Origin of the sequence: Paenibacillus sp. SN-8-1 (assembly GCF_050995535.1) — a bacterium.
In the GTDB taxonomy this organism is placed as follows: domain Bacteria; phylum Bacillota; class Bacilli; order Paenibacillales; family Paenibacillaceae; genus Fontibacillus.
This window is the reverse complement of record NZ_CP194782.1, coordinates 4,565,532-4,589,858: the sequence shown is the minus strand read 5'-3', so window position 1 is coordinate 4,589,858 and position 24,327 is coordinate 4,565,532. Positions and strand designations below refer to the sequence as shown.

General features: G+C 48.7%; 22 protein-coding genes and 1 tRNA gene. 22 read left to right on the top strand and 1 reads right to left on the bottom strand.

The window, feature by feature from the left end:
* The first annotated feature begins 31 nt into the window (after positions 1–31).
* Positions 32–122 (top strand) — tRNA-Ser (locus ACRRNK_RS22520).
* Positions 123–575: 453 nt separating this feature from the next.
* On the opposite strand, the gene ACRRNK_RS22515 is transcribed toward ACRRNK_RS22520, so the two are convergent.
* Positions 576–773: a YjzC family protein gene (locus ACRRNK_RS22515; protein ID WP_127198856.1), complete on the bottom strand. Its 198-nt coding sequence runs from the start codon at positions 771–773 to the stop codon at positions 576–578.
* Positions 774–1,029: 256 nt separating this feature from the next.
* On the opposite strand from ACRRNK_RS22515, the gene rpsF reads away from it, so the two are divergent.
* The 21 genes from rpsF to ACRRNK_RS22410 all read left to right on the top strand — a co-directional run bounded on the left by rpsF (position 1,030) and on the right by ACRRNK_RS22410 (position 24,326).
* Positions 1,030–1,314 carry a 30S ribosomal protein S6 gene (gene rpsF, locus ACRRNK_RS22510; protein WP_433944814.1) on the top strand — a complete coding sequence of 95 codons (285 nt, stop codon included), beginning with the start codon at positions 1,030–1,032 and terminating at the stop codon, positions 1,312–1,314.
* Positions 1,315–1,354: 40 nt separating this feature from the next.
* On the top strand, positions 1,355–1,834 hold the full coding sequence (gene ssb / locus ACRRNK_RS22505; protein ID WP_433944813.1) for a single-stranded DNA-binding protein: 480 nt from the start codon (positions 1,355–1,357) through the stop codon (positions 1,832–1,834).
* Between the two features lie 22 nt (positions 1,835–1,856).
* Positions 1,857–2,129, top strand: coding sequence for a 30S ribosomal protein S18 (gene rpsR, locus ACRRNK_RS22500; protein WP_082927055.1), 273 nt, complete (start codon positions 1,857–1,859; stop codon positions 2,127–2,129).
* Between the two features lie 568 nt (positions 2,130–2,697).
* On the top strand, positions 2,698–4,413 hold the full coding sequence (locus tag ACRRNK_RS22495) for an ABC transporter substrate-binding protein (protein WP_433944812.1): 1,716 nt from the start codon (positions 2,698–2,700) through the stop codon (positions 4,411–4,413).
* Between the two features lie 102 nt (positions 4,414–4,515).
* Positions 4,516–5,484 (top strand): ABC transporter permease, encoded by a 969-nt coding sequence (locus tag ACRRNK_RS22490; protein WP_433944811.1) that lies wholly within the window; start codon positions 4,516–4,518, stop codon positions 5,482–5,484.
* Positions 5,481–6,470 carry an ABC transporter permease gene (locus ACRRNK_RS22485; protein ID WP_433944810.1) on the top strand — a complete coding sequence of 330 codons (990 nt, stop codon included), beginning with the start codon at positions 5,481–5,483 and terminating at the stop codon, positions 6,468–6,470. The genes ACRRNK_RS22490 and ACRRNK_RS22485 overlap by 4 nt, the downstream gene beginning before the upstream one ends.
* Positions 6,446–7,462 carry an ABC transporter ATP-binding protein gene (locus tag ACRRNK_RS22480; RefSeq protein WP_433944809.1) on the top strand — a complete coding sequence of 339 codons (1,017 nt, stop codon included), beginning with the start codon at positions 6,446–6,448 and terminating at the stop codon, positions 7,460–7,462. The genes ACRRNK_RS22485 and ACRRNK_RS22480 overlap by 25 nt, the downstream gene beginning before the upstream one ends.
* Positions 7,459–8,484, top strand: coding sequence for an ABC transporter ATP-binding protein (locus ACRRNK_RS22475; protein ID WP_433944808.1), 1,026 nt, complete (start codon positions 7,459–7,461; stop codon positions 8,482–8,484). The genes ACRRNK_RS22480 and ACRRNK_RS22475 overlap by 4 nt, the downstream gene beginning before the upstream one ends.
* Before the next feature lie 572 nt (positions 8,485–9,056).
* Positions 9,057–10,076 (top strand): LCP family protein, encoded by a 1,020-nt coding sequence (locus ACRRNK_RS22470; RefSeq protein WP_433944807.1) that lies wholly within the window; start codon positions 9,057–9,059, stop codon positions 10,074–10,076.
* Positions 10,077–10,285: 209 nt separating this feature from the next.
* Positions 10,286–10,714, top strand: a complete 429-nt coding sequence (locus ACRRNK_RS22465; RefSeq protein ID WP_433944806.1) for a CBS domain-containing protein — start codon at positions 10,286–10,288, stop codon at positions 10,712–10,714.
* Between the two features lie 109 nt (positions 10,715–10,823).
* Complete coding sequence (locus ACRRNK_RS22460; protein ID WP_433944805.1) at positions 10,824–11,126, top strand: MazG-like family protein; 303 nt, start codon at positions 10,824–10,826, stop codon at positions 11,124–11,126.
* Positions 11,127–11,131: 5 nt separating this feature from the next.
* Entirely contained in the window at positions 11,132–12,052 is a 921-nt protein-coding gene (locus ACRRNK_RS22455; protein WP_433944804.1) for a DUF2232 domain-containing protein, read from the top strand.
* A gap of 11 nt (positions 12,053–12,063) precedes the next feature.
* The gene (locus ACRRNK_RS22450) at positions 12,064–14,046 is read left to right on the top strand and encodes a DHH family phosphoesterase (protein WP_433944803.1); all 1,983 of its coding nucleotides are present in this window, start codon (positions 12,064–12,066) and stop codon (positions 14,044–14,046) included.
* Positions 14,043–14,486: a 50S ribosomal protein L9 gene (gene rplI / locus ACRRNK_RS22445; protein WP_433944802.1), complete on the top strand. Its 444-nt coding sequence runs from the start codon at positions 14,043–14,045 to the stop codon at positions 14,484–14,486. Before ACRRNK_RS22450 ends, rplI begins: the two co-directional genes overlap by 4 nt.
* A gap of 10 nt (positions 14,487–14,496) precedes the next feature.
* Positions 14,497–15,858, top strand: a complete 1,362-nt coding sequence (dnaB, locus tag ACRRNK_RS22440; RefSeq protein ID WP_433946976.1) for a replicative DNA helicase — start codon at positions 14,497–14,499, stop codon at positions 15,856–15,858.
* A gap of 283 nt (positions 15,859–16,141) precedes the next feature.
* A complete protein-coding gene (locus ACRRNK_RS22435) occupies positions 16,142–17,428 on the top strand; it encodes an adenylosuccinate synthase (RefSeq protein ID WP_433944801.1) in 1,287 nt (428 codons plus the stop codon).
* A gap of 126 nt (positions 17,429–17,554) precedes the next feature.
* The gene (locus ACRRNK_RS22430) at positions 17,555–18,271 is read left to right on the top strand and encodes a hypothetical protein (protein WP_433944800.1); all 717 of its coding nucleotides are present in this window, start codon (positions 17,555–17,557) and stop codon (positions 18,269–18,271) included.
* 207 nt (positions 18,272–18,478) lie between these two features.
* On the top strand, positions 18,479–19,927 hold the full coding sequence (locus ACRRNK_RS22425; protein WP_433944799.1) for a peptidoglycan DD-metalloendopeptidase family protein: 1,449 nt from the start codon (positions 18,479–18,481) through the stop codon (positions 19,925–19,927).
* Between the two features lie 526 nt (positions 19,928–20,453).
* On the top strand, positions 20,454–21,173 hold the full coding sequence (yycF, locus tag ACRRNK_RS22420; protein ID WP_433944798.1) for a response regulator YycF: 720 nt from the start codon (positions 20,454–20,456) through the stop codon (positions 21,171–21,173).
* A 1-nt stretch (position 21,174) separates the two neighbouring features.
* Positions 21,175–23,013, top strand: coding sequence for a cell wall metabolism sensor histidine kinase WalK (gene walK / locus ACRRNK_RS22415; RefSeq protein WP_433944797.1), 1,839 nt, complete (start codon positions 21,175–21,177; stop codon positions 23,011–23,013).
* Positions 23,010–24,326: a YycH family regulatory protein gene (locus ACRRNK_RS22410; protein WP_433944796.1), complete on the top strand. Its 1,317-nt coding sequence runs from the start codon at positions 23,010–23,012 to the stop codon at positions 24,324–24,326. Before walK ends, ACRRNK_RS22410 begins: the two co-directional genes overlap by 4 nt.
* Position 24,327 lies beyond the last annotated feature (1 nt).

Genomic DNA, 24,327 nt, shown 5'->3' with positions numbered 1-24,327 from the left:
CACTGCAATATGTTAAAATCATTAGTACTGCGGAAAGGTACCCAAGAGGCCCAAGGGGGCTGACTCGAAATCAGCTAGGCGTCGCAAGGCGTGCGTGGGTTCGAATCCCACTCTTTCCGCCACTTCTGAATTTAATAATGAAATGAGATAAATCTCCGTAATCCACGGAGGTTTTTTTGTTGTTGTAAATTGAGATTTAAGCACATTAAAAAGGCCCCCATAGGGGACCTCTTTGTTGTAGACGGCGCACGATTCGGAATTCTTCTCTCACACAAATGCAGGAGACATTCGGCAATTGCAACCTTACGCTGGAAGCACCAGGAAGAGGGGTCTTCCTTGGGCGCCTCACGTTCCTAACCAGAGAACTAAAGCATACACCCGCAACCTTTTTCTTCACAGAAAAAGCACCGGATATTTCTTTACATTACACTGTACATCGAGTTGTGAATAAGACTCCTTACGGATGTTTCGCTGAACAGGTCCAACGGAACCACACCTCTCTTGTACGCCGTCTAAACATAGAATGTGCAGAATGAAGAGATGTTATACCAATAAGCGGTTGGTAAAATATTACACTAGTGAACGCGGGCCTTCTCAGCCTTTTTCCACTTGCGATTCTTTTTGCTTGTCTCCGGGAAGATGTCACCCCGTTCAAGTTCAACCCGCTTTGGATCTTGAATTTGGGTATGGAAGCTGCGCGCTTCGCCTACCTCAGTATAAATGCCCGGGTTAGGCGCTTTATCTCCTGGTTCAAACTCAGTCTGCTCGCCCATAATCAATGATCTCCCTTCCACTATTAGAGTAGGTATTGCCGACTTAGTGTGCACGCTCCTTGGTGAGTTCATGTGAGGATGTGACGGAGAAGACATGGAAGTTCATAACGGATTAGGAACATATATTCTTTGTTTCATTTGGTTTCACTTGCATCAGGCTTTCAAATTTGTTATATTACTATGGTGCGAGTTTACGCTCGCTCCTTGCTCCCAAGCATTGCATTGGGGGCCGTGAGTCCAAGAGGAGGTGAAAGATATGCGCAAATACGAAGTGATGTACATTATTCGTCCAGATCTTGAACAAGAAGCTCTTCAAGCTGTAGTCGAAAAATTCCAAGGCATCATCCAAAACGGCGGGGAAGTTACAAAACATGATGTTTTAGGCAAACGCCGGCTTGCGTATGAGATCAACAAGATTCGTGATGGAGTTTACGTTCTCGTGAACTTTACTGCGACTCCGGATGTAATTGACGAGTTGGAACGTATTTTGAAAATTTCCGACGAAGTTATCCGTTATCTCATTACAAAAGACGTTGCTTAATATGTGTTTGTAAATTTATCGCTCAGAGGAGGGGACCAGATTGTTGAACCGTGTCATTCTCATCGGAAGACTTACCCGTGATCCAGAACTGCGTTATACCCCAGCGGGCGTGGCGGTCACCCAGTTTACTATTGCGGTAGACAGACCATTCACCTCACAAGGCGGAGAACGCGAAGCGGACTTTATACCGGTCGTTACGTGGAGGCAGCTGGCAGAGACTTGCGCCAACTACTTACGTAAAGGTAGACTGACCGCAGTCGAAGGACGCATTCAAGTACGGAATTACGAGAATAACGAAGGTAAACGTGTATACGTTACTGAAGTCATCGCCGATAATGTCCGTTTCTTGGAGTCGAACCGTGATGGTGGCGGAAGCGGTCAACGGGAGGAAGCTCCAGCATTTGGAGGCGGCGGCGGCGGTATGAACCGTGGCGGCAGCAATAATTCCCGAGGCAATCAAGATCCATTCTCCGATGACGGGAAACCGATCGATATATCGGATGACGATTTGCCATTTTAATATTGGAAAGGACTGATACAGCATGGCTTTTAAACCAAGAGAAGGCGGAGACAACGACAAAAGACCGGCTCGCCGTGGCGGCCGTAACAAACGTCGTAAAGTGTGCTTCTTCACTGTGAACAAAATTACTCACATTGACTATAAAGACACTGAATTGTTGAAGAAATTCATCAGCGAACGCGGTAAAATTTTGCCACGCCGTGTAACCGGCACTAGTGCAAAGTACCAACGTTTGTTGACAATTGCAATCAAACGCTCCCGTCAAATCGCATTGTTGCCTTACACAACAGAGTAGTATTTGACTATAGAAAGCAGCCAATTTTTGGTTGCTTTTTTTGTTATGAGCGAGGGGAGTTTAAGCTTTCTTTAAGCTTGCATATCTTATTAACCCCTAGTGAAAAGTATTTTCTATACATAACATTAAAAAAAAATTAAAAACTAACTGTAAATGTAGTTGGAATTTTAGTAAATTTAATGTATATTATTTACTAATAATGAATCATAGCATTAATAATATAGTGTTTTTATTTGGAAAACATAATGGATGGCATTAACATTAAATTGACCCATGGTTAACAAATCAACTAGGGTTAAACAACAAAAGATTGCCACTAAAGTTATAATCCCGAGTAAACACATGTATATTATTGCTTTTTTTATTAGGATATATTGAAATAACAATATATTAGAGGTTAATTAAACAATTCTAGGATTCTGAAACATGGGGGGGTCATTGACCACGTAAGCTTATGGATGAATCAGTTCATTCATATCGTAGACAGAATTAGGAATACGTGAGGTTAGCTTCGATCCGGAGGGTAGGAAAAGCAAGACAACGAATTAGAAATGGGAGGAACGCGTTTATGGTAAAAACAAAAAAATGGATTGCCCTATTAGCTACACTAACGTTGGTTGGAGCGTTGTTTGTAGGATGCAGCAATACCAAGTCAAGCGAGAGCAGCACTACTAAAGCTCCAACAGGTTCCGCCGTAGATACTAACAAATCTACAGATAAACCGGTTGATGGGGGAACACTGACTTTTAGCAGCTTCTCCGATATCGTATCTATTAATCCAATCTTTGTGGCTGATACAGCTTCTGCAGATGCAGCAAAGTTCGTAATGGCGAATTTGTATGATTTGGACCGCAAAGGTAATTTGGCTGCCGAGCCATGGTCCCTAGCAGCTTCTGTTCCGGAAATTTCAGCAGACGGTAAGACTTACACAGTCAAGCTGAAAAAAGAAGCTAAGTGGAGTGATGGTCAGCCTGTAACTGCGGATGACGTGATTTTTACAATTAATACATTCCGTGACCCTAAAGTCGGTTCCCCGGGTATTGGACAATTTGATAAAGTTGACAAACTCGAGAAAGTTGACGATCAAACTGTCAAGATTACTTTGAAGCAAGTATTTGCACCATTCCAATACAGCTTGTTCAACCAATTGATTCCTTACCACGTGCTTAAAGACGTGAAGCCTGAGCAGCTGAAAGATAACCCTTACGGTAAAGATCCAGCTAAAACGGTTACTAACGGTTCTTGGAAATGGACCGAGTGGAAACAAAGTCAATACCTGACATTCGAGAAAGATCCTAATTACTGGGGTCAACAACCGCATATTGACAAAGTAGTATACAAAATCTATGCGGACCAGAACACAGAGGTTCAAGCATTGATCAAGGGAGATACCGACCTTATTCAAGCTATCCCTGTTACTCAGGTTGAAGCAGTGAAGAAGAAGAATGGTCTTACCGTGCTTCTTGCTCCAGGACCTCAATATGAGTATGTAGCCTTTAACTTCAAACCGGAGAACTTCCCAGATAAATTCGTACCATTTACAGGCGTGAAGACAAGACAAGCGATTGCTACAGCTCTTAACCGCCAAGGTATGATTGACAACATTCTGAAAGGCACCGGTACTAAACTGAATGCACCGTTCCTTCCAGGTTCATGGGCTGACCCAGGATCTGCTGTGACTGAATATAAATACGATCCAGCCGCGGCTAAGAAGCTTCTTGCTGAAGATGGTTGGGTTGCAGGATCCGATGGTATCCTGACTAAAGATGGCCACAGATTCTCATTCGAGCTTCAGTACAACGCAGGTAACAGCCGTCGTCAACAAGTTGCTTCTGTAATTCAACAGAACTTGAAAGAAGTAGGTATTGAAGTTAAACCTAAAGCAATCGACTTCTCATCATGGGCTGAAAACAACCTGACCCCAGGTAAATTCCCGGCAGTATTATTGTCCTGGTCCCTGAACAACCCGGATCCAGATGGCGAACAGACCTTCTCATCTAAATACTACCCGCCAACTGGTCAAAACATGGGCTGGTACAAAAACGAGAAGCTCGACAAGCTGTGGGTAGATGGATATTCTACAGTTGATCAAGCGGAACGTAAGAAAGTTTATGAAGAAGTTGGTAAAGAAATCTCTACAGATCTTCCATATGTATTCTTGTATCAATATGGTCAACCAGAAGGTTTGGGATCACGCGTGAAATATGCAGAGGATGATGCACCAGAGGCATCCCTCCCTTATGGATACTTCTTCCACGTACAAAACTGGTGGGTAACTCAATAATTGCAAGACAACTAACGAGGGGGAAGGAGAATCTTCTCCTCTCCCTTTTTTGTTTTCAGGCTTAAATAGGTTGTACGAGGTACAATCCTGGGAGGAAAGTTAATGACTGAATATTTCATTCGTCGTATTCTGCAATCACTATTGGTACTGGTTCTCGTCAGTATTGTCACTTTCGGTCTGATTCATGCGGCACCAGGTGGTCCTACTCAAATATTCCTGTCCCCGGGTCTTTCGCAGGAAGCGGCTAAAATCCAGGCACATAATCTAGGGCTGGATCAAAAAATATATGTTCAATATTTTAAATGGGTAGGCGGATTGCTTAAAGGTGATTTGGGTTATACCTTTAAAAATCACGTGCCTGTTGGACAAATCCTCTGGCCTACGGTCGGCAATACAGTAATCCTAATGGGCGCAGCCTGGATTCTATCTCTATTGATAGCAATTCCATGGGGTATCTACAATAGTACGAAGCCATATGGACTTTCGGATCAGACGGGCTCATTCGTTGCTTATATAGGTTTTGCAATGCCAACCTTTTGGTTCGGTATACTCCTGCAGGAACTGTTCGCGATTCAGCTGGATTGGTTGCCGCTCTCGGATATGTGGACGATGGGTAAAGAAGGAAACCTGGCAGATTTGTTTATGCATATGATTATGCCAATCTCGGTTCTAACTCTTGGGTTCCTGGCGGCTTATTCCAAGTATTCACGTTCAAGTATGCTTGAGGTGCTAGAACAAGATTATATCCGTACCGCACGCGCTAAAGGTGTTAAGGAACGCAAAGTTATCTTCCGGCATGCTCTGCGCAATTCACTCATTCCGATCATTACGATTCTTGGTCTCGACCTGCCAATTCTTGTTGGCGGTGCGGCTTTGACAGAAAGAGTGTTTAACTGGCCAGGTATGGGACGGCTATTTATTGAAATGGCTGTGGCTCGTGAATATTCGGTGCTTATGGCGATCGCCTTGATTACAGCAGTTGTTGTGGTAATCGGTAACTTGATTGCCGACATTCTATACGCTATTGTTGACCCTCGGGTACAGCTGGGCAAAGGAGGGAAATCGGCATGAGTGTAAATATGAATCAAGATCTTGTTCCGGGCGGACAACCTGGAGTGCAGCCTCCCACTGAGGAAATGCCGACTTCACGACCTCTTAAGAAACCCCCAGGCCCCTGGATGATTGTATGGAAGAAGTTCGTACGCAATCCGTTTGCCATGGCGGGACTGGTTGTATTACTTATTTTCGTGGCGGGATCATTTCTCGCACCGCTCATTACATCCTTTAGCCCCAATAACATTGATTTAATGATTTCGAATCTGGCACCGGGGACGGATAACCATGTGTTAGGTACAGATGAGCTGGGAAGGGACATATTCTCCAGATTGCTGTACAGCGGACAGATATCACTTATTGTCGGGTTTGTTGTAGCAGCTGCATCCGTTGTTATCGGTTCATTGATTGGTGCGCTTTCAGGTTATTTCGGCGGTTGGATCGATACTATTTTTATGCGTCTAGTCGATGTTATGAACTCTATCCCACTGCTGTTTTTGAATATCCTGGTACTTGCTATTTTTGGTTCCAAGGTAAGTTATATGATCATGATCCTTGCCTTCACCAGCTGGATGGGGATTGCGCGTCTAGTAAGGGGAACGTTCCTGCAGCTGCGTGAAACTCAGTACGTGGAAGCTGCAAAAGCTATCGGAGTATCGAGCTGGGGGATTATCTTTAGACACTTGCTTCGTAATGCAAGCTTCCCGATTATCGTAAATGCCACTTTGATGGTTGGCTCCGCCATTCTAAGTGAATCTGCGCTATCTTATTTGGGATTGGGTGTGCAAGCTCCGGATACAAGCTGGGGAGGCATGCTGAGCAATGCTCAGGAGTTTATGCTTACAGATCCAATGCAGGCGGTCTACCCGGGATTATGCATTTTGATCGTAGTGTTGGCGGTAAACTTTATCGGCGATGGCATCCGTGACGCTCTGGACCCTAGACAAAAAGCAACGTTATCCCAGAGGAGGCTGAAACAATGGCGGAAAGATTACTCGAAGTAGAGAATCTGACAACCGGATTCATGTCAGAGAAGGGATTCGTCAAAGCGACGGATAACATCTCTTTAACAATAGAAAAAGGAAAGACGCTCTGTCTCGTAGGAGAGTCCGGCAGTGGTAAGAGTGTAACGTCCATGTCCATCATGCGTCTGATTGATTATGCTGGCGGCGCTATCCTGGACGGGAAGATCAAATTTCGCGGTGAGGACCTGGCCGCTAAAGATCAGGAACAAATGCGGAAAATCCGCGGCAACCAGATTGCGATGATCTTCCAGGATCCCATGTCAGCTCTGAATCCAGTATTCACGGTGGGCGAGCAGATCGCAGAAAGTCTTCGGCTTCATCAGAACAAGAGTGATTCGGAGGCCTGGAAAGAAGCCATTAACCTACTTAGAATGGTAGGTATTCCAGCACCCGAGATTCGTGCCAAGCAATATCCGCATGAGCTGTCAGGCGGGATGTGTCAGCGCGTTGTTATCGCGGTGGCTCTGGCCTGTAACCCTGAGCTTCTGATCGCGGATGAGCCTACAACAGCTCTGGACGTAACGGTGCAAGCGCAGATTCTTGATCTGCTTCAGAAGTTGAAGCAGGAGCTGGGTATGTCCATTCTGCTGATTACCCATGATATGGGCGTAGCGGCAGAGATGGCTGATCGTATTGCGGTCATGTATGCGGGGGCCATTGTGGAGGAGGGAACGGTAGAAGAGATTTTTGCGAATCCTTCACATCCTTACACAGTTGGGCTGCTTCAGTCTATTCCAGGGTTCGAAGGGACTCGGGGCAAGGAACTGTATACCATTAAAGGTACCATTCCAGGTCTCGGCAATCTTCCAGGAGGCTGCCGCTTCCACCCTCGCTGTCCGCATGTCATGGATAAATGTAAGAGCCAGGAGCCACTTGACTTCAAAGTAGGCAATGATCATTCCGCCGTATGCTGGCTGTATGAGGATAAGGCACCTGTCCTACTTGGCAGAAACGGGGGCGAAACGAAATGAGTATGCAGGAACCCAAAGTAGATGGCCAAGATAACTTGATTGAGGTTAAGCATCTTAAGAAGTATTTCCCGATTAAAGCTGGTTTACTCAACCGTGTGGTCGGAAATGTTAAAGCCGTAGATGATGTATCCATCTCGATTCGTAAAGGTGAGACATTCGGGCTCGTTGGTGAATCTGGATGCGGTAAATCAACCTTCGGCCGTGTTGTTCTGAAGCTTCAGAGTGCTACGGAAGGTGAGGTTCTGTTCAATGGCAAAGATGTACACTCCTTGAACAATTCCGAGCTGCGCAAGCTTCGTGAAGAAATGCAGATTATATTTCAGGATCCCTTCGGTTCTTTGAACCCTCGCTTCCTGGTTAAGGATATTATTGGTGAGCCTCTTCGTGTTCACCGTCATATGTCCGCCAAGGAAATCGACGACCGGGTGGTTGAATTGATGCAGCTGGTAGGCCTTGATCCAACTCGCCGAAACCGGTACCCGCATGAGTTCTCAGGCGGTCAGCGTCAGCGGATCGGTATCGCCCGGGCGATTGCGCTCAATCCACAATTTATTGTTGCGGATGAAGCTGTATCGGCCCTTGACGTATCTGTCCAATCGCAGGTAATCAACCTGCTGATGAAGCTGCAGAAGGAACTGGGCCTTACCTTCTTGTTCATCGCCCATGGTCTTAACGTGGTTCGACACATTTCAGACCGGGTTGGGGTTATGTATCTTGGTAAAATGGTCGAAGTAGCTGAGACGGAAGAGTTATTCGCTCATCCGCTTCATCCTTACACAGCAGCTCTGCTGTCGGCTATTCCCAAGCCATCACCAACGCGCAAACGGGAGCGTATCGTATTGAAGGGGGATGTTCCATCCCCTGCGAACCCGCCATCAGGCTGCCGGTTCCATACTCGCTGTCCGCTTGCACAGGAGAAATGCGCTCAGGTAGAGCCGCTGCTGGAAGAAGTTCTTCCGGGCAGACAGGTTGCCTGCCACTTCCCATTGCTTGAAGGCAATGAATTGAAGACACTTCAATAGTAGTTAAGCGGGTAGAGAAGAGATTCTCTGCCCGCTTTTTTGTGATGAATTGGGAGTGTTCTATTTCACATGAACTTAATTATTACCATTGTGTAGAGGTGAAGGTGAAGTGATGCCGGAGAAGTGGGAGCGAGAGCTTTTGGAACCGGACGTCAGCCTTATAAATATAATTAAGAAGACGACATGGCTGTATACCATTTAGCAATACTACCAGTGTTTAATAGTTGATAGATGCTAGCTGTATAGGTTATATTGATCGATGTGCATAAGGATTTTAACCTTTTTGTAGTGTTTTGGCGTTTCTTAGTAGGTACAATGAAGAGTAGAGTTATATTTTGTTAATAGGATAATGATGATGCACATTTCTGCCGCGATGGAAGGAGGCTCGAGGCTTGGCGCTGTTATGCCAAACGAGCGGTTAAGAGAATGATTATGAATTTGACTAAGAGTACTCCCTTAAGTTCGACTGTGATCATGGCTGGCCGGTATGAAACTGGATTAGACAGACCATGTAAGACATATAGATTAGGACTGATAAAGTCCTCAAGCTGCAAATAATTGGAGGCAGGGTTATGACGGATCAGAAATTGAAAAGAGTGAGACCCAAGAAAAGAAACAGGTTAAGGACCTGGGGAATTATTCTCCTTGTTGTTGCTGTTCTCGGCGCGGGTATATATGTATATCGGAAACCACTTGCTGTAATGGCATTTGATATGTTTTTATCTAACCATGTGGAGAAGAAGCTTCAGAAGTCGTATGCACCCCTGCAGGGAGAGCAGCCAAAGCCGGTAGTCTACCAGACCAAGCCGTTCACTGCATTGCTGCTGGGTGTTGACCAACGTGATAATGAGCCTGCCCGTTCAGATACGATGATCTACTCCGTAATACGTCCTAAGGAAAATAAAATTCTGCTAATCTCGATCCCGAGAGATACCTATACGGAGATTGTCGGCAAGGGTAAGAAGGATAAGATCAATCACGCCTACGCATTCGGCGGGGAGAAGATGTCCAAAGATACAGTGGAAGCCTTCCTCGGTCATCAGGCTGAGTATTATGCAGCCATTAACTTCAAGGGACTTCGCGATGTAGTCGATGCCCTTGGCGGTGTAGAGCTGCCGATTGCCAAAGACATTGTGAATAAGGATAAGGATCACGAGAAGTTTACGATCAAAGCGAACCAACCGATCTATAATGGTAAGGATGCACTCAATTATGTACGCTATCGCGAGGATAGCGACTTTAACCGGACTAAGAGACATCAAGTCTTCTTGAATTCGATGGTAAAAAGGGTGCTTCAGCTCGACCAGGTATCAAAGATTCCTGAACTTATGGACATTGCGGGCGCCAACTTCAAGACGGATATTCTCCCAAGCAATCTTATCGATCTTGCGAAGCAGCTGCTGACAGGCGATAATCCGCCGCAGATCTATAGTTATACGATCATGGGTGAGGGAACCCGCATTAATAATATTTTCTATGATCTGGCGGACAAGAAGGATGTAGATTATGCTGAGAAACTGATAGAAAGCTGGTCGAATCCGGATACGACAGATGCACAGCTTCTGCTCCCCGAGAAGCAAGTAATTGAATGATTGTTCTTGAGATGCCATAATATATACAGAAGCGACTCTAGGACTGTATCTATTCTGTATATGAGCTAGTTAGACATCTATTCGGCAGTCCGGAGTACCGGCTGCCGATTTTTTCGCCTGAGCGGAACAATGTCCGGCCTGATACGTACCAATAGGGGACTTATACTTTCTCACGGTTAGAGAGAGGATAGAGGAGGATTATTTTTGAAATGAATATTGCATTTTTTTTGCTCCCGAAGAGTGATGTTGTCTCGGTAACCCTGGATTCTACTTTAAGACAGACCTTGGAACGCATGGAATACCACCGGTACACGGCCGTCCCAATCATTGACAAAACCGGAGTATATGTTGGGACTGTAACCGAAGGGGATCTGCTCTGGTATATGAAGAACTCCAAAGGACAGGTAACCTTCGAGAACGCCTCAAGGTTCCTTCTTAAAGATATCCCGCTTCGAGTAGATAACAAACCGGTCTCGATCGATGAAGATATGGAGGATCTGATCAACCTGGCCAAGGTACAGAACTTTGTCCCTGTTGTTGATGATATGAACCGGTTCATCGGCATTGTGAGACGGAGTCAGATCATAGAATATTGTGAGAAATTCGTGTCCCGCAGTGAGATCGCACCGGGGCAATAGGACCGGCTAGACCCTGCAGCTCTGGCCACCCTGGGCTTAGGTAGAAAAGTTGATTTATGCTATAATGGAGAATAAAGCTTTTTCTAGGAGAGAGAGTGATCGGTCTACCATGCACAAAGAAATGGATGTGGCCAAGAGGGCCAAAGTCATTGAATGGCTAAAAACCGAAGTGGTTGATCACGTGTCCCGTCTGTTCAAAGCTCTATGGGAAGGCAGCACGACCAGGATAACGGATAGTCTGGCCAGTCTGATTGTCAGTGGATATATTCTCGGACGGCGGCTTGGAATCTCATTCCGTGATTTGGATGAGAGTATTATGGAGAAGCTGAAAAGGCATAAGCAGGAAGGCCATCAGCTTGAAGATTGGTATCAAGATATTTCTGCATTGGAAGAACATATGCGTAAGAGGTGAACCTATTGAAATTTCACTGGACATCTGTTGCCTGGAGCATAGTCTACTTTCTGCTCCTGCTATCTCTGGTAACACCGTTGACTGTGGTCACGGTTTTGTTCCTTCTAGTGCCGGGCGTGATATTGTACACGACCTTGTCGAGAACTTCATTTATACTGCACGTTGTACCTGTACTATTGCTCTTGCTATTTTTGTTAGGCCCTTATTTCGTACTGGTGCCGCTGTATTTCCTGATCCCTTCTATTACTATGGGTCATATGTATAAGAAACGGGCGCCCGCCATGCGGACACTTATCGTTGGAGCAGCCACCATTCTGGTGGAGTTCATTCTGCTGCTCTTGGTCAGCACGGTGTTCTTTGACTTTAATCTCGCACAGACTATTGAGGATGTCATCAATACGGCCGCGACTCCGCTGCGGGATATGACAGCCAGCAACCTGGCATCGGGCCTGAATTGGACGGAAGAGAAGACACAGCTGCTATCCGATCTGACGGTGAGAACGATTCCTTTTACAATGACGGTGACTTCTCTCGCAATAGCAGTAGTAACTCATGCAATTTCTAGGCCAACATTAGGCAGCATGGGACAGATTACGCCCAAAATGAAGCCGTTTCGGGAGCTTAGGCTGCCGCGTTCCCTGGTGTGGTATTACTGCCTTGGGCTTATTATTCAGCTGTTCGCAGGCTCCGCTGCGGGGGAGGGGTTCCTTGGAACGGTACTCCTCAATCTGATGCCGCTGCTTCAATTCGGCTTTATTATTCAGGCGGCGGGATTCTTCTTTTATCTGGCACACGTTAAGAAATGGAATTTGGCGATTCCTATCCTGCTTACGATTGCTATAATATTCATTCGCCCTCTCTGGATTATCGGTTTGTTTGACATTGCGTTTCCACTGCGGGACATGGTTACTAGATCAAGACGATAGGGTGAGAAGGCATGCCAAATTTATTGCAAAAGCGCTGGTACGGCTATCAGACCGTGTGGGCGTTCATGCTCATGCTGCTGCTTGTCATTTTCGTATCCTATTACAATTGGGTTCTGGGTCTGGTAAGCATGTGTCTGGTAGGAGCCTTGGCTTATGTAATGCTGCAAGCAGAGCGCAAATTCCGCAAGGAGATGGTTCAGTACATTACGGAACTGACCTTTCGGATTAAAAGAGTGGAGGGCGAGGCGATCAGCCGTCTTCCATTTGGTGTTATATTGTATGCGGAAGATAAGACGGTAGAGTGGCACAATCGCTTCGTGACCGGTATGTTTGGCCGGGGAACTGTGGTAGGGCAGCCGCTCACCGAGCTGCTGCCTCCCCTGCCCCAATTGTCCAGAGACAAGCGGGAGGGCGACCACAACCGTTCTACGGTTGAAGTCATTATCAATGAGCGTAACTATGAATTAACGATACAAGCGGATGAGCGGCTTATTTATGTTCATGACATGACAGAGCTTGCCGTTCTGCGGGAGAAATATGAGGATGAACGTCTGGCCCTGGGCATTATCATGCTGGACAACCTGGACGAGGCTTCCCAGGGGATGGATGACCAGCAGCGGGCCGCGCTGATTGCCAGAGTGGCTTCATCGCTTACAGCCTGGGCTAAGCAGTATAAAGTATACCTGCGCCGCCTGTCCTCCGAACGGTACCTGATGATGTTCAACCACCGTTCACTTAAGGAGCTTGAGCAGAGTCGGTTCGTGATTCTGGATGAGGTGCGGGAAATGACCGCTGATCTGAAGGTGCCGATGACGCTGAGTATCGGGCTTGCCTTTGGCGCAGACAGTATCAGTGAGCTTGGCGAGCTGGCTCAATCGAGTCTGGACATGGCGCTTGGCCGCGGGGGCGACCAGGCTGCTGTGAAGTCCGGACAAAGGCTGAGCTTCTATGGAGGCAAGACCACGGCGGTGGAGAAGCGCACACGGGTCCGTGCGCGGGTCATCGCCCATGCGCTGCGGGATTTAATGCAGGAGAGCGACCGCGTCATTATCATGGGTCACAGGGTGCCCGATCTGGACGTAATTGGGGCTTCAATCGGGGTCCTCAAAGCGGCGGATATGTATAATGTCGAGGCGCATATTGTGCTGGATGGGGTTAATCCAGCAATAGAGCGTATTATGGAGCGAATTGAGAAGGACGACGCCTTGAAGAAGAGGTTCATCAGCCCGGATCAAGCCATGGCGCTGATGACGGAGAATACGCTGCTTATTATTGTAGATACCCATAAGGCTTCGATGACCATGGAGCCTAGACTTGTGGGTGAAGCGCGCCGGGTAGTTATTGTCGATCATCACCGCCGTGGTGAGGAATTCATTAACGAGGCGGTGCTCGTGTATCTGGAGCCGTATGCTTCGTCTGCCTGCGAGCTTGTGACCGAGCTTCTTCAATATATCCACGAGAAAGTCGAGCTCAGCCCGCTCGAAGCTACCGCGCTGCTCGCGGGGATTACCGTGGATACGAAGCACTTTGCGCTTCATACCGGATCACGGACCTTTGAGGCGGCAGGCTTCCTGCGGCGCGGCGGGGCAGATACCGTAATGGTGCAGCGCATTCTGAAGGAGGATCTGCAGGAGTATATCGAGAAGGCGGAGATTATCAAGCATGCCCGTATGATTCATGGGCACATTGCGCTTGCGGTAACCGAGCCGAATCGTAAAATACCGCAGCTGCTGATCGCCCAGGTTGCAGATACGCTGCTTAATATGACGAACGTGCTGGCCTCTTTTGTAATCAGCAGCCGGCCAGATGGCTTGATCGGGATCAGCGCAAGATCGCTGGGTACTATGAATGTGCAGGTCGTAATGGAGCGGCTTGGCGGCGGGGGACATCTGACGAATGCGGCCGCCCAGCTGGAATGCTCACAGGCGGAGGCCGAGAAGAGGCTGCTGGAAGTACTAGACGAAATCGAAAAGGAAGAGGGGTTATTTGAATGAAAGTAATATTCTTGCAAGATGTAAAGGGACAAGGTAAAAAAGGACAGGTGAAGGAAGTATCGGAAGGCTACGCACAGAACTTCCTGCTGCCTAAAGGTCTTGTAAAGCTGGCAACCCAAGGCAACGTGAAGACACTTGAGAACCAATCCGCAGCGGAGCTTAAGCGTAAGCAGCAGGAGAAGGAAGAGGCTATCGAGCTTGGCAAGAAGCTTGAAGAGATGACCGTTGGGCTTAAGGCTAAATCCGGTGAAGGCGGCCGTTTGTTCGGGGCAATTACAAGCAAGCAGATTGCAGAGGCTATGCAGGGGCTTGGCGTGAAGATCGATAAACGGAAGATTGAACTGAACGATCCCATCCGAACACTCGGTGTAACCCAGGTTACTGTGAAGCTTCATCCGGAAGTAAAAACAACGCTCAAGGTCCAAGTGACGGAGGAATAACATGGGCATGATGGGCACAGAGTTATTTGTCGATCGAATTCCTCCTCAGAACCTAGAAGCAGAACAGGCGGTTCTCGGTGCCATTCTGCTCCAGTCCGAAGCGCTGATCACAGCGATGGAACGGGTGCGTACCGAGGATTTCTACGATAAGTCACATCAGATGATCTATGAGACCATGATCGAGCTTGGCGAGGCGAACCAACCTATTGACCTGATCACGCTGACCTCCCGCCTGCAGGATAAAGGCGAGCTGGAGGAGATTGGCGGGGTCAGCCACTTGGCCAGACTAGCACATGCCGTGCCGACAGCGGCGAACGTGGATTATTATGCCCGAATTATAGAAGAGAAATCAATGCTCCGGCGGCTTATTCGCACCGCGACCCAGATCGTAAGTGACGGGTATACGAACGGCGATGATGTAGGCGGTATGCTGAGCGACGCGGAGCGCAAGATTCTGGAGATCTCCAACGGAAGATCCGGCAGCGGATTTATTGCCATCCGTGACGTGCTTATGGACGTGTTCGAGCGTGTGGAGGTACTGCATCAGAACAGGGGAACGACGACCGGGGTCTCATCCGGATTCGCCGATCTGGACAAGATGACCTCCGGATTTCAGCGCAATGACTTGATTATTGTGGCTGCGCGTCCTTCCGTAGGTAAGACGGCATTTGCTCTGAATATCGCTCAGAATGCAGCCGTGCGCAGTAAAGAGACTGTAGCGATCTTCAGTCTGGAGATGTCCGCGGCGCAGCTAGTACAGCGGATGATCTGTGCGGAAGCGAACCTGGACGCGGGAGTCATGCGGACAGGTGACTTCAAGAGTGATGATGACTGGTCGAAGCTGACGATGGGCATTGCCGCCCTCTCCGAAGCAGAGATCTATATTGATGATACGCCAGGGGTTACCGTGGCCGATATCCGTGCCAAATGCCGCCGTCTCAAGAAGGAGAGAGGCCTTGGCATGATCGTGATCGACTACCTGCAGCTCATACACGGGCGTGGGAAAGCGGGCGAGAATCGCCAGCAGGAAGTATCCGAAATATCCCGTACGCTGAAGCAGATTGCCCGTGAGCTTGAAGTGCCTGTAATCGCTCTGTCCCAGCTCAGCCGGGGCGTGGAGCAGCGTCAGGACAAGCGTCCTATGATGTCTGACCTTCGGGAATCAGGTTCCATCGAGCAGGATGCCGATATCGTGGCCTTCTTGTACCGGGATGATTACTACAATCAGGAGACAGAGAAGAAGAATATTATCGAGATTATTATCGCCAAACAGCGTAACGGTCCGGTAGGCACCGTGGAGCTGGTCTTCTTGAAGAATTATAATAAGTTCGCAAATTATGAGCGGGCTCATGCGGATCCTTTTGCAGGGTAACAGCTCAGAACTATTGAACTCATCTTCATATAACTATGTATATTTCCGAACAATTCCGCACGGGGGTGTGGGATTGTTCGTTTTTGATTTGACTTTAAAAAAGCAGGCTGGTACACTTGTATTGCTGCTTTAGGGCAGTAAATGGATGCATAATGTATAAAGTCTAAGGCGTTCGAGAAGCTATATGGATTGAGGCCTGAGAAATGATCAATCCAATTAAGGCTGATAAGGCGTCTATTTTGAATGAAAATAAAGGTGCGAGTGCACCGACGGGGGAATGTACATGTCAACAGTAGTCGTTGTGGGAACACAATGGGGGGACGAAGGCAAAGGCAAAATCACGGATTATCTGGCGGAGAGCGCTGATGTGGTGGCCCGTTATCAAGGCGGTAACAACGCCGGTCACACTATACTGATTGATGGCAAGAAGTACAAACTGAGCTTGATTCCATCCGGTGTTTTTTATGAAGATAAGATCTGTGTCATCGGGAACGGGATGGTTATTAATCCGGAAGCCTTGATTCAGGAGATCACATATATTCACGAGAACGGATTCAGTACGAACAATCTGCGGATCAGCGACCGCGCGCATGTCATCCTTCCTTATCATATGGTTCTGGATGCGCTCGAAGAGGACCGCAAAGGACCGAACAAGATCGGTACAACCCGCAAGGGGATTGGTCCTGCATACATGGACAAAGCGGCTAGAAACGGCATTCGGATCGCTGATCTTCTTGATGCGGAAGAGTTCGAGCTTAAGCTTCGCCATTTGGTAAATGAGAAGAATCACATTATCCAGCAGGTATACGGCGGGGATCCACTGGATGTGGAAGAAATCCTTAAGCAGTACCTGGAATATGCTGAATTTATTCGTCCATATGTTACAGATACGTCTGTGGTTCTTAACGATGCTATTGATGAGAACCGTAAGGTCCTGTTCGAGGGTGCGCAAGGTGTGATGCTGGATATCGACCAAGGTACTTATCCATTCGTGACCTCATCCAATCCATCCGCAGGGGGCGTATGTATTGGCTCGGGTGTAGGCCCTTCCAAGATCAAGCAGGTTATTGGGGTGGCCAAGTCCTACACTACCCGTGTCGGCGATGGTCCTTTCCCTACAGAGCTTCATGATGAAGTTGGGGATCTGATCCGCGAGACTGGGCATGAGTATGGAACTGTAACAGGCCGTCCACGCCGCGTTGGCTGGTTCGATAGTGTAGTGGTTCGTCATGCCCGCCGTGTGAGCGGTCTGACCGGCTTGTCCCTCAACTCTCTGGACGTTCTTACCGGGCTTGAGACGGTGAAGATCTGCACCGGGTATAAGTATCGCGGTGAAGTAATCACCCACTACCCTGCAAGTCTGAAGATGCTCGCAGAATGCGAAGCGGTCTACGAGGAGCTTCCAGGCTGGTCCGAGGATATTACAGGCGCGAAGACGCTGGAGGACCTTCCAGAGACAACCCGTAACTACGTGAAACGGGTATCCGAGCTGACAGGAATTCCAATTGCCATCTTCTCGGTTGGTCGTAACCGGAATCAGACGAATCAAGTACTGCCAATTTACGAGTAATTGTCAAACGCAAGAAGCCTCTTTCTACGGAAAGGGGCTTTTTTTCATGGGGGAGAAGTAGAAAGTCATAGGAATCTGGCAATACTGATCAATAGATAGATTGCCAGAGAGAAGGAGGGAGCCGAATTGAAATGGTTGACGAGGACCGCTATGATCGTGCTGGGTACGATACTAATTAGCGGGCTAACCATGCTTACAACCGGCTATGTGGTGAACACCTATGTACAGTCCCTACTAACGAGTCTGAATATTAAGTGGGAGGGTCAGCCTTCGAGCTTTGGGGGCCTGCTTAAGGGAGCTGTAGGTCTGGGTTCAGGGACAAAGCCAGAGCAGACAAGCGCTAGCCAGAAAACCGGAATAGTGAATGAAAATAAGGCATCTGGGGACAATAACTCAGGCACGAGCAGCAGCGAATTTAGTAGTTCCGGCAGTGCTTCAGCAACTGGAGAGGCCGAGAATGCTTCCAAAGGATCGAGTTATAAAGATGAGAACAAAAGTGATAGTCCCTCAGATGAGAAAGACACGGGAGATGTCCCTGACAATGCCTTGCCCGTTATGGGAGGCCAGACTGCAGAAGAGTCGTCGTCCTCTTCCGGTACGAGAGAGAATATTGTGGTCACACCTGATGATCTGGCCGCAAAGAAAAAGGAATTGCCGGATAAGGACAAGGAGGATATCTTTCAAATCTTGATGAACAAGCTGCCGCAAAAAGAAATGCAATCGATCACAGCTTCCTTGGAGGATGGACTTACAGAGGCTGAAATGATCCAGATTCAGCAGATCATGTCCAAATATCTAGACAAAAGCGAATATGCGAAAATGATGAAGATTTTGGGAAAATAGCCTGGACTCAAGTTATTATTAACAAAAGTGTCATCAAAAACCTAAACACGCCAATATGAGGTATATGGGAAAAGCCCGCACTTTAAGCGGGTTTTTAGCTTTTTTGGGCAAGGTTGAAATGGCAGTAAGGGGTATGTTAAGGTTATTAAGTGTCATAAAGGTTAAAATTTTGAAACCTTTTAAACAACCGTGAAAAAGGAGAACATCATGAAAGGTTCCAATACAAGATCGAAATTGCGCTTAAGTATCATCGCCGCGGCGGGAGGTCTGCTGGCTGCAGGAGGTCTGTTCTGGGCGGGGCAGCAGTATGTCGAGGCGAATACAGTACCTTACTATCGTGTATATAAGAGCGGACAAGAAGTAGGCACGGTTCGTCATAAGGAAGAGCTTACGAAGCTGTATAACCGCAAGCAGGCAGAATACAAGCTTAAATATCCAGATGCAAACACTCAGCTTGATACAGATGACATCAAAGTGGAGTATGAAGAGGCCTATAAGGCGGATATTGATCAGGATACGGCCCTCGAGAGGCTGGACAAGCTTCTGAAGCCCACCGCTGTGGGCGTAGAATTGAAGGTGGACGGGAAGGTCATCGGTATTGTGAAAGATAAAGCTGCCGCAGCATCCGTACTTAGCCAAGTGAAGAACAAGTACATACCGGAAGCAAGACCTGCTTTTGCAAATAAGATTGTGCAGACTTCCTACACGCCCGGCTCGGTTAAGAAATCACCGGCTCAGCCTAAAGAAAGCCTTGAATCTGCTGTCTTCGTAGAGAAAATTGATCAGAGTCAGGTAGAGACTGATCCAGCGAAGGTATTGTCTACGGAGGAAGCTTTGAAGCTGTTGACCCAGGGCGAACAAGAGACGGTGACCTACAAGGTTAAGCCAGGAGATACATTCAGCTCCATTGCGAAGCAAGCAGGGATAAGCCGGAAGGAACTCATGAGCATGAATCCGGGTATCAAGGAGAAGGCGCTGCAGATTGGGGAGAGCTTGAAACTATCGGCAAGTAGGCCTGTCCTTACTGTGAAGACGGTGGAGAGCATCGCCAAGGAAGCGGTAACGAGTCCGGAGGTCGAAGTCCGGAAGACCAATCAGCTTCGCAAAGGCGTAACCAAAGTCGTCGCCCCTGGAGTAAGCGGCAAGAAGCTTATGTCCTTCCGGGTTGTGAAGGAGAATGGGCAAGTAGTTCAGAAGCAGTTCTTAAGTCAAAAGGTTACAAGTCCTTCCCAGCCTAAAGTGATTCTTCAAGGGACCAAAGTGGCTAAAGTGGCTAGTACCTCGAGCTCCGGCCGATTCGCATGGCCGGTCGTTGCCCATTCAATCACCAGCACCTTTGGTGAGCGCTGGAATAAGATGCACAAGGGCATTGATATGATCTCTTCCGATTACAGCATTATGGCCGCAGATGGCGGTACAGTCAGCTTCGCCGGGGTTAAGACCGGGTACGGGAACTGTATTGTTATCAACCATGGCAACGGATATGAGACACTGTATGGGCATCTTAGCCGGATCGACGTGAACCGGGGCGATAAGGTGAGACAAGGTGAGCATATTGGCATCATGGGTGATACCGGTCATTCCTTCGGCATTCATCTTCATTTCGAGATTCATAAGAACGGGTCGTTGCAGAACCCGATCAAATATTTAAGGTGATATAAGAAGCAGCTGAAATTTTTACATTTTAGGATAACGGCCGTAACTACGGAGAATGCTTGGACTTTCGGCAGCTGCCCGCCTCCAGATTTCTTGATTTATACCGCTGTGCGGATAAAATCGGGAGACAAAGCAAATGCTTCCGATGTAGCTTTCTTTCAGAAAGCCAAAGTATATGCTTCCGATGTAGCTTTCTTTCAGAAAGCCAAAGTATATGCTTCCGATGTAGCTTTCTTTCAGAAAGCTTTAAGGCGATCGCTTTCGCTCCTACCCAAGCTCTCCCTCTATTACGTCCACCCTTCATGTCATTTTTTAACTGCGTCTTATATAGATAGTCAGGTAGGGCACTCCGAACACGGACAGACGTGTTCGGAGTGCTCTTTTTTGGTTGCCTGACTGGGAGAATGGAAGGGGAAGTGGTCCTTTCAGGTTATTTTTAATGCCAGTTTAGGATGGAGCGGTTCAGGTATGTTAAAATAGAAGAAGCGTGGGCGAGAGGCCTGAAAATATGGGGTGACAAGAGAGAATGCAGGGGAAAATTCTAGTGGTAGACGATGAACAGCCCATTGCGGATATTCTAAAGTTCAATTTAGAAAAAGAGGGTTATGAGGTCATCCTTGCCTTTGACGGAATCAGTGCGGTGGATCTTGCGCTGTCTGAACAACCGGATCTGATCCTGCTGGATCTGATGCTTCCCGGTAAGGACGGCATGGACGTGTGCCGTGAGGTGCGTGCCAAGCTGGAGACTCCGATCATCATGCTGACCGCCAAAGACGGCGAAATTGATAAAGTGCTGGGTCTGGAGCTCGGTGCCGATGATTACGTGACCAAGCCTTTCAGCACAAGAGAGCTGCTGGCGAGAGTGAAAGCACAGATGCGCCGCCGCCAGAGCAAGCCAGGCGAGACCGCTGAGAATGATGCCGGCAAGCAGGGACTTCATTTGTTCGATTTATTCATAGATACAGATATGTATACCGTATATAAGAGCGGGGAGCCGCTTGATCTGACTCACCGTGAATATGAGCTTGTCTATTATATGGCGCGTAATGCCGGTAAAGTGATGACCCGGGAGCATCTGCTGCAGGCCGTATGGGGATTTGAATACTTCGGGGATGTGCGGACCGTGGATGTGACCATTCGGCGCCTCCGCGAGAAGATTGAAGACGATCCTAGCAAGCCGGAGTATATTCTAACCCGGCGGGGGCTTGGTTATCTGATGCGCAGCTCGAAGACGGGTGGACTCTAGCATGAAGCTTGAGCTGAAGCTGCCCGCCTTTTTCCGGACGATTCAAGCCAAATTAATTATTATCTACGTCTTATTAATCCTGATCGCGATGCAATTGATCGGGGTTTATTTCGTCAGTGCGATGAAAAATTCCCTAACCAGCAACTTTACACAGGAACTGAAGGCAAGGGCCGAGCTTCTGTCCGTGCTAGCTGCGCAGAACCTGGGGGCAGCCGGGACGGCGGAGTCAAGAGAAGACAAGCTGGATAATCTGGGTGTGCTTGTAGACAATCTGTTCAACCAGACCGGGGCGGAGATCCAGGTACTGGACCCAAGCGGCAAGGTGCTTAAGACCTCCAAGTGGTCTCATGCGGATTATGTGGGGCGCAAGAATACCCAGACTGTGGTTAGCATGGCCTTGCAAGGTATTGAGGACAACGAAGAATACATTATTGATGATGATAATGTCCGCAAGAAGGTGGTGGCGAGACCGGTCGTCAACGATGGCAAAATCGTCGGCGCCATCTATATTGCGGCATCCATGGGAGAGCTGTATGCCACCATGGACCGGATTAACAGTATTTTCATCTCCGGGATTCTCTTGGCGCTTGGCCTGACCGCGATTCTTGGCGTGATTCTGGCGCATACGATAACATCGCCGATCAAGGAGCTGACCCGCCGGGCGACCGCGGTGGCCGAAGGCCAGCTCTACCAGAAGGTCCCGGTGCTCGGAAATGACGAGATCGGGCAGCTGAGCAAGGCGTTCAACTACATGACCAGCCGGCTGCGGGATGCGCTGGCCCAGAACGAAGAGGAGAAGGAGAAGCTGGCCTCCATCCTTACGAATATGAGTGATGGGGTGATCGCGACCGATGAAGTCGGCACGGTCATTCTAATGAACCGCAGAGCCAGCGCGATGCTGTTCACCGAAGGTGAGGACAGGCTTGGGACAAGCATTCAGAGTCTGCTGAGCCTGTCCCAGGATGGGCGCATGGCCTTCGCCCAAGGCAGCATGCCGACAGAGCTGCTGGAGATCGCCACGCCTGAAGGCGGCGCCTCTCTGGTGCGTGTGACCTTCACGCCGATTCACCGGCGGGAATTCGGGATTATTGGCACGATAGCCGTGCTGCAGGATGTCACGGAGCAGGAGAAGCTGGAGGCGTCCCGCCGCGAGTTCGTGGCGAATGTCTCCCATGAGCTTCGCACACCGCTGACGACCATCAAGAGCTACACGGAAGCGCTCGAAGACGGCGCGCTTCAGGATCAAGAGCTCGCGCCGCGCTTCGTCGGCGTCATACAGAATGAGACCGAGCGGATGATCCGCCTGGTCACCGACCTGCTGCATCTCTCCCGGCTTGATTCCAAGGAATCGCCGCTGCGCATGCAGCAGACAGATATTAACGAGATGCTGGACGAGGTGGCAGACCGGTTCTCTTTTCAAATGCAGGAAAAGGATATTGAAATTCGTGTTCTTGTTGAGGATGGGATTCGCCAGGTATGGTTCGACCGAGACCAGATCGACCAGGTGCTCGATAACCTGATCTCGAATGCGATGAAATACACCTCGGGAGGTTCAATTACTATCCGGGCCTTTTTAACAGACGAAGGGATGCTGGCGATCTCGGTCGAGGATACGGGAATCGGGATTCCGAAAAAGGATCTGGACCGGATCTTCGAGCGATTCTACCGGGTGGACAAGGCGCGTTCCCGCAATATGGGAGGCACGGGCCTTGGGTTATCCATTGCCCGGGAAATTGTAAAAGCGCACGGCGGAACGATCTCCTTGGAATCCGAGCTTGGCACGGGCACCAAAGTAACATTTACGCTGCCGGTTGAGAAGAAAGGGGGCCATGAGCGGTGAAGGAGACCGTGAAATCTGCAGTTCTGGTGCTGCTTATCGCCTGCAGTCTGGTGCAGAGTTATTTCCTGATCTACCGGCTGCCCGGCAATGACCCTGTCGTGAAATCAGAGAGCGATTACGTGAAGACCGAGAATATGGGCGCGGAGATGAAGGCGGAGGAGCTGGTCTTTCCTGCTGAGATGATTCTCCATATGGGTACGGGAAAGCATACGCTCTTCTATCCGGGCTCCACCTTCTATAAATTAATCAATACCCGGCTGCAGGGCCGCGTGTTCGGCGGATTTCAGCGCTATGATGCTGCCGGTACGAACTGGAATACGATACGTCAGCAGAACGAGGGAATTGAGCTACGCTTTGGTACTGGCGTGCCGGTGGCCCTGCTGCAAAAGGTTATGCAGATCTCGAATGACCCGCTGCTGCAAGAGGAGATGATCAACCGAATTCTTATTTATAATGTGAAGAACGAGGATAAGGTGCGGGCGTTCTTCTTCAGTTCGCAGGGCGGTACAGTCTACGAGGCGAAGAACGCGGACCTGACGGTGCAGGATGTGCGGCAGCAGGTTGGCTTCGGCAAGGAGTGGACGCCTTCTTACACCTTGATGGACAGCGGTTATTATGTCCCTGAGGGTAAGGTTGAGGCGCTTCAGGTTACTCTGGGCATGGGTGTGTTCACTACGGATCAGATGCAGAAGAGTCTGTTCTCCGACCCTAGTATTACCCGGAACATCCGGGAGAAGGACGGGTCCGAGATCTATACCGATATTAAGCGCAGCCTTCAATTTAAGCAGAATCAGAACTGGATTAATTATACCGATCCGGCCGCCTCAGGCGGTACGGATAACAGCCTCGGCAAGAATGCGCTGTCTGCCGTGGACTTCGTGAACCAGCATGGAGGCTGGGATGCGGGGAGCGGAGGGGCTTACCGGATGGAGGTATCCGGTGAAGCCGGGTATAATGGCGACAGTAAGCGTAGACAGGATACCATCGCATTCCAGCAATATTACCGCTCGCTGCCTATCCTGGATCTTGAGGGATTCCATTATGGTGTAATGAGACTGGATATGCATCAGGGTACGGTGACGAGTTATGAACGCTCACTGATCTATACCAAGGGAACGGGCACAAATAAGACATTCAAGAAGCAGCTTCCGGGAGGCAAAGAGCTGAATGCGTTAATTGCTTCGGCCGCGAAGGAGCGAACGATTAGCTGGTTGTATCCGGCCTATCGGCCGTCACTCACAGGCGAGGGGCTAACGCTTACGCCCGTATGGATGCTGGTGTTCGCAAATGGGGAGAGAGAAATACTGCAGTAAT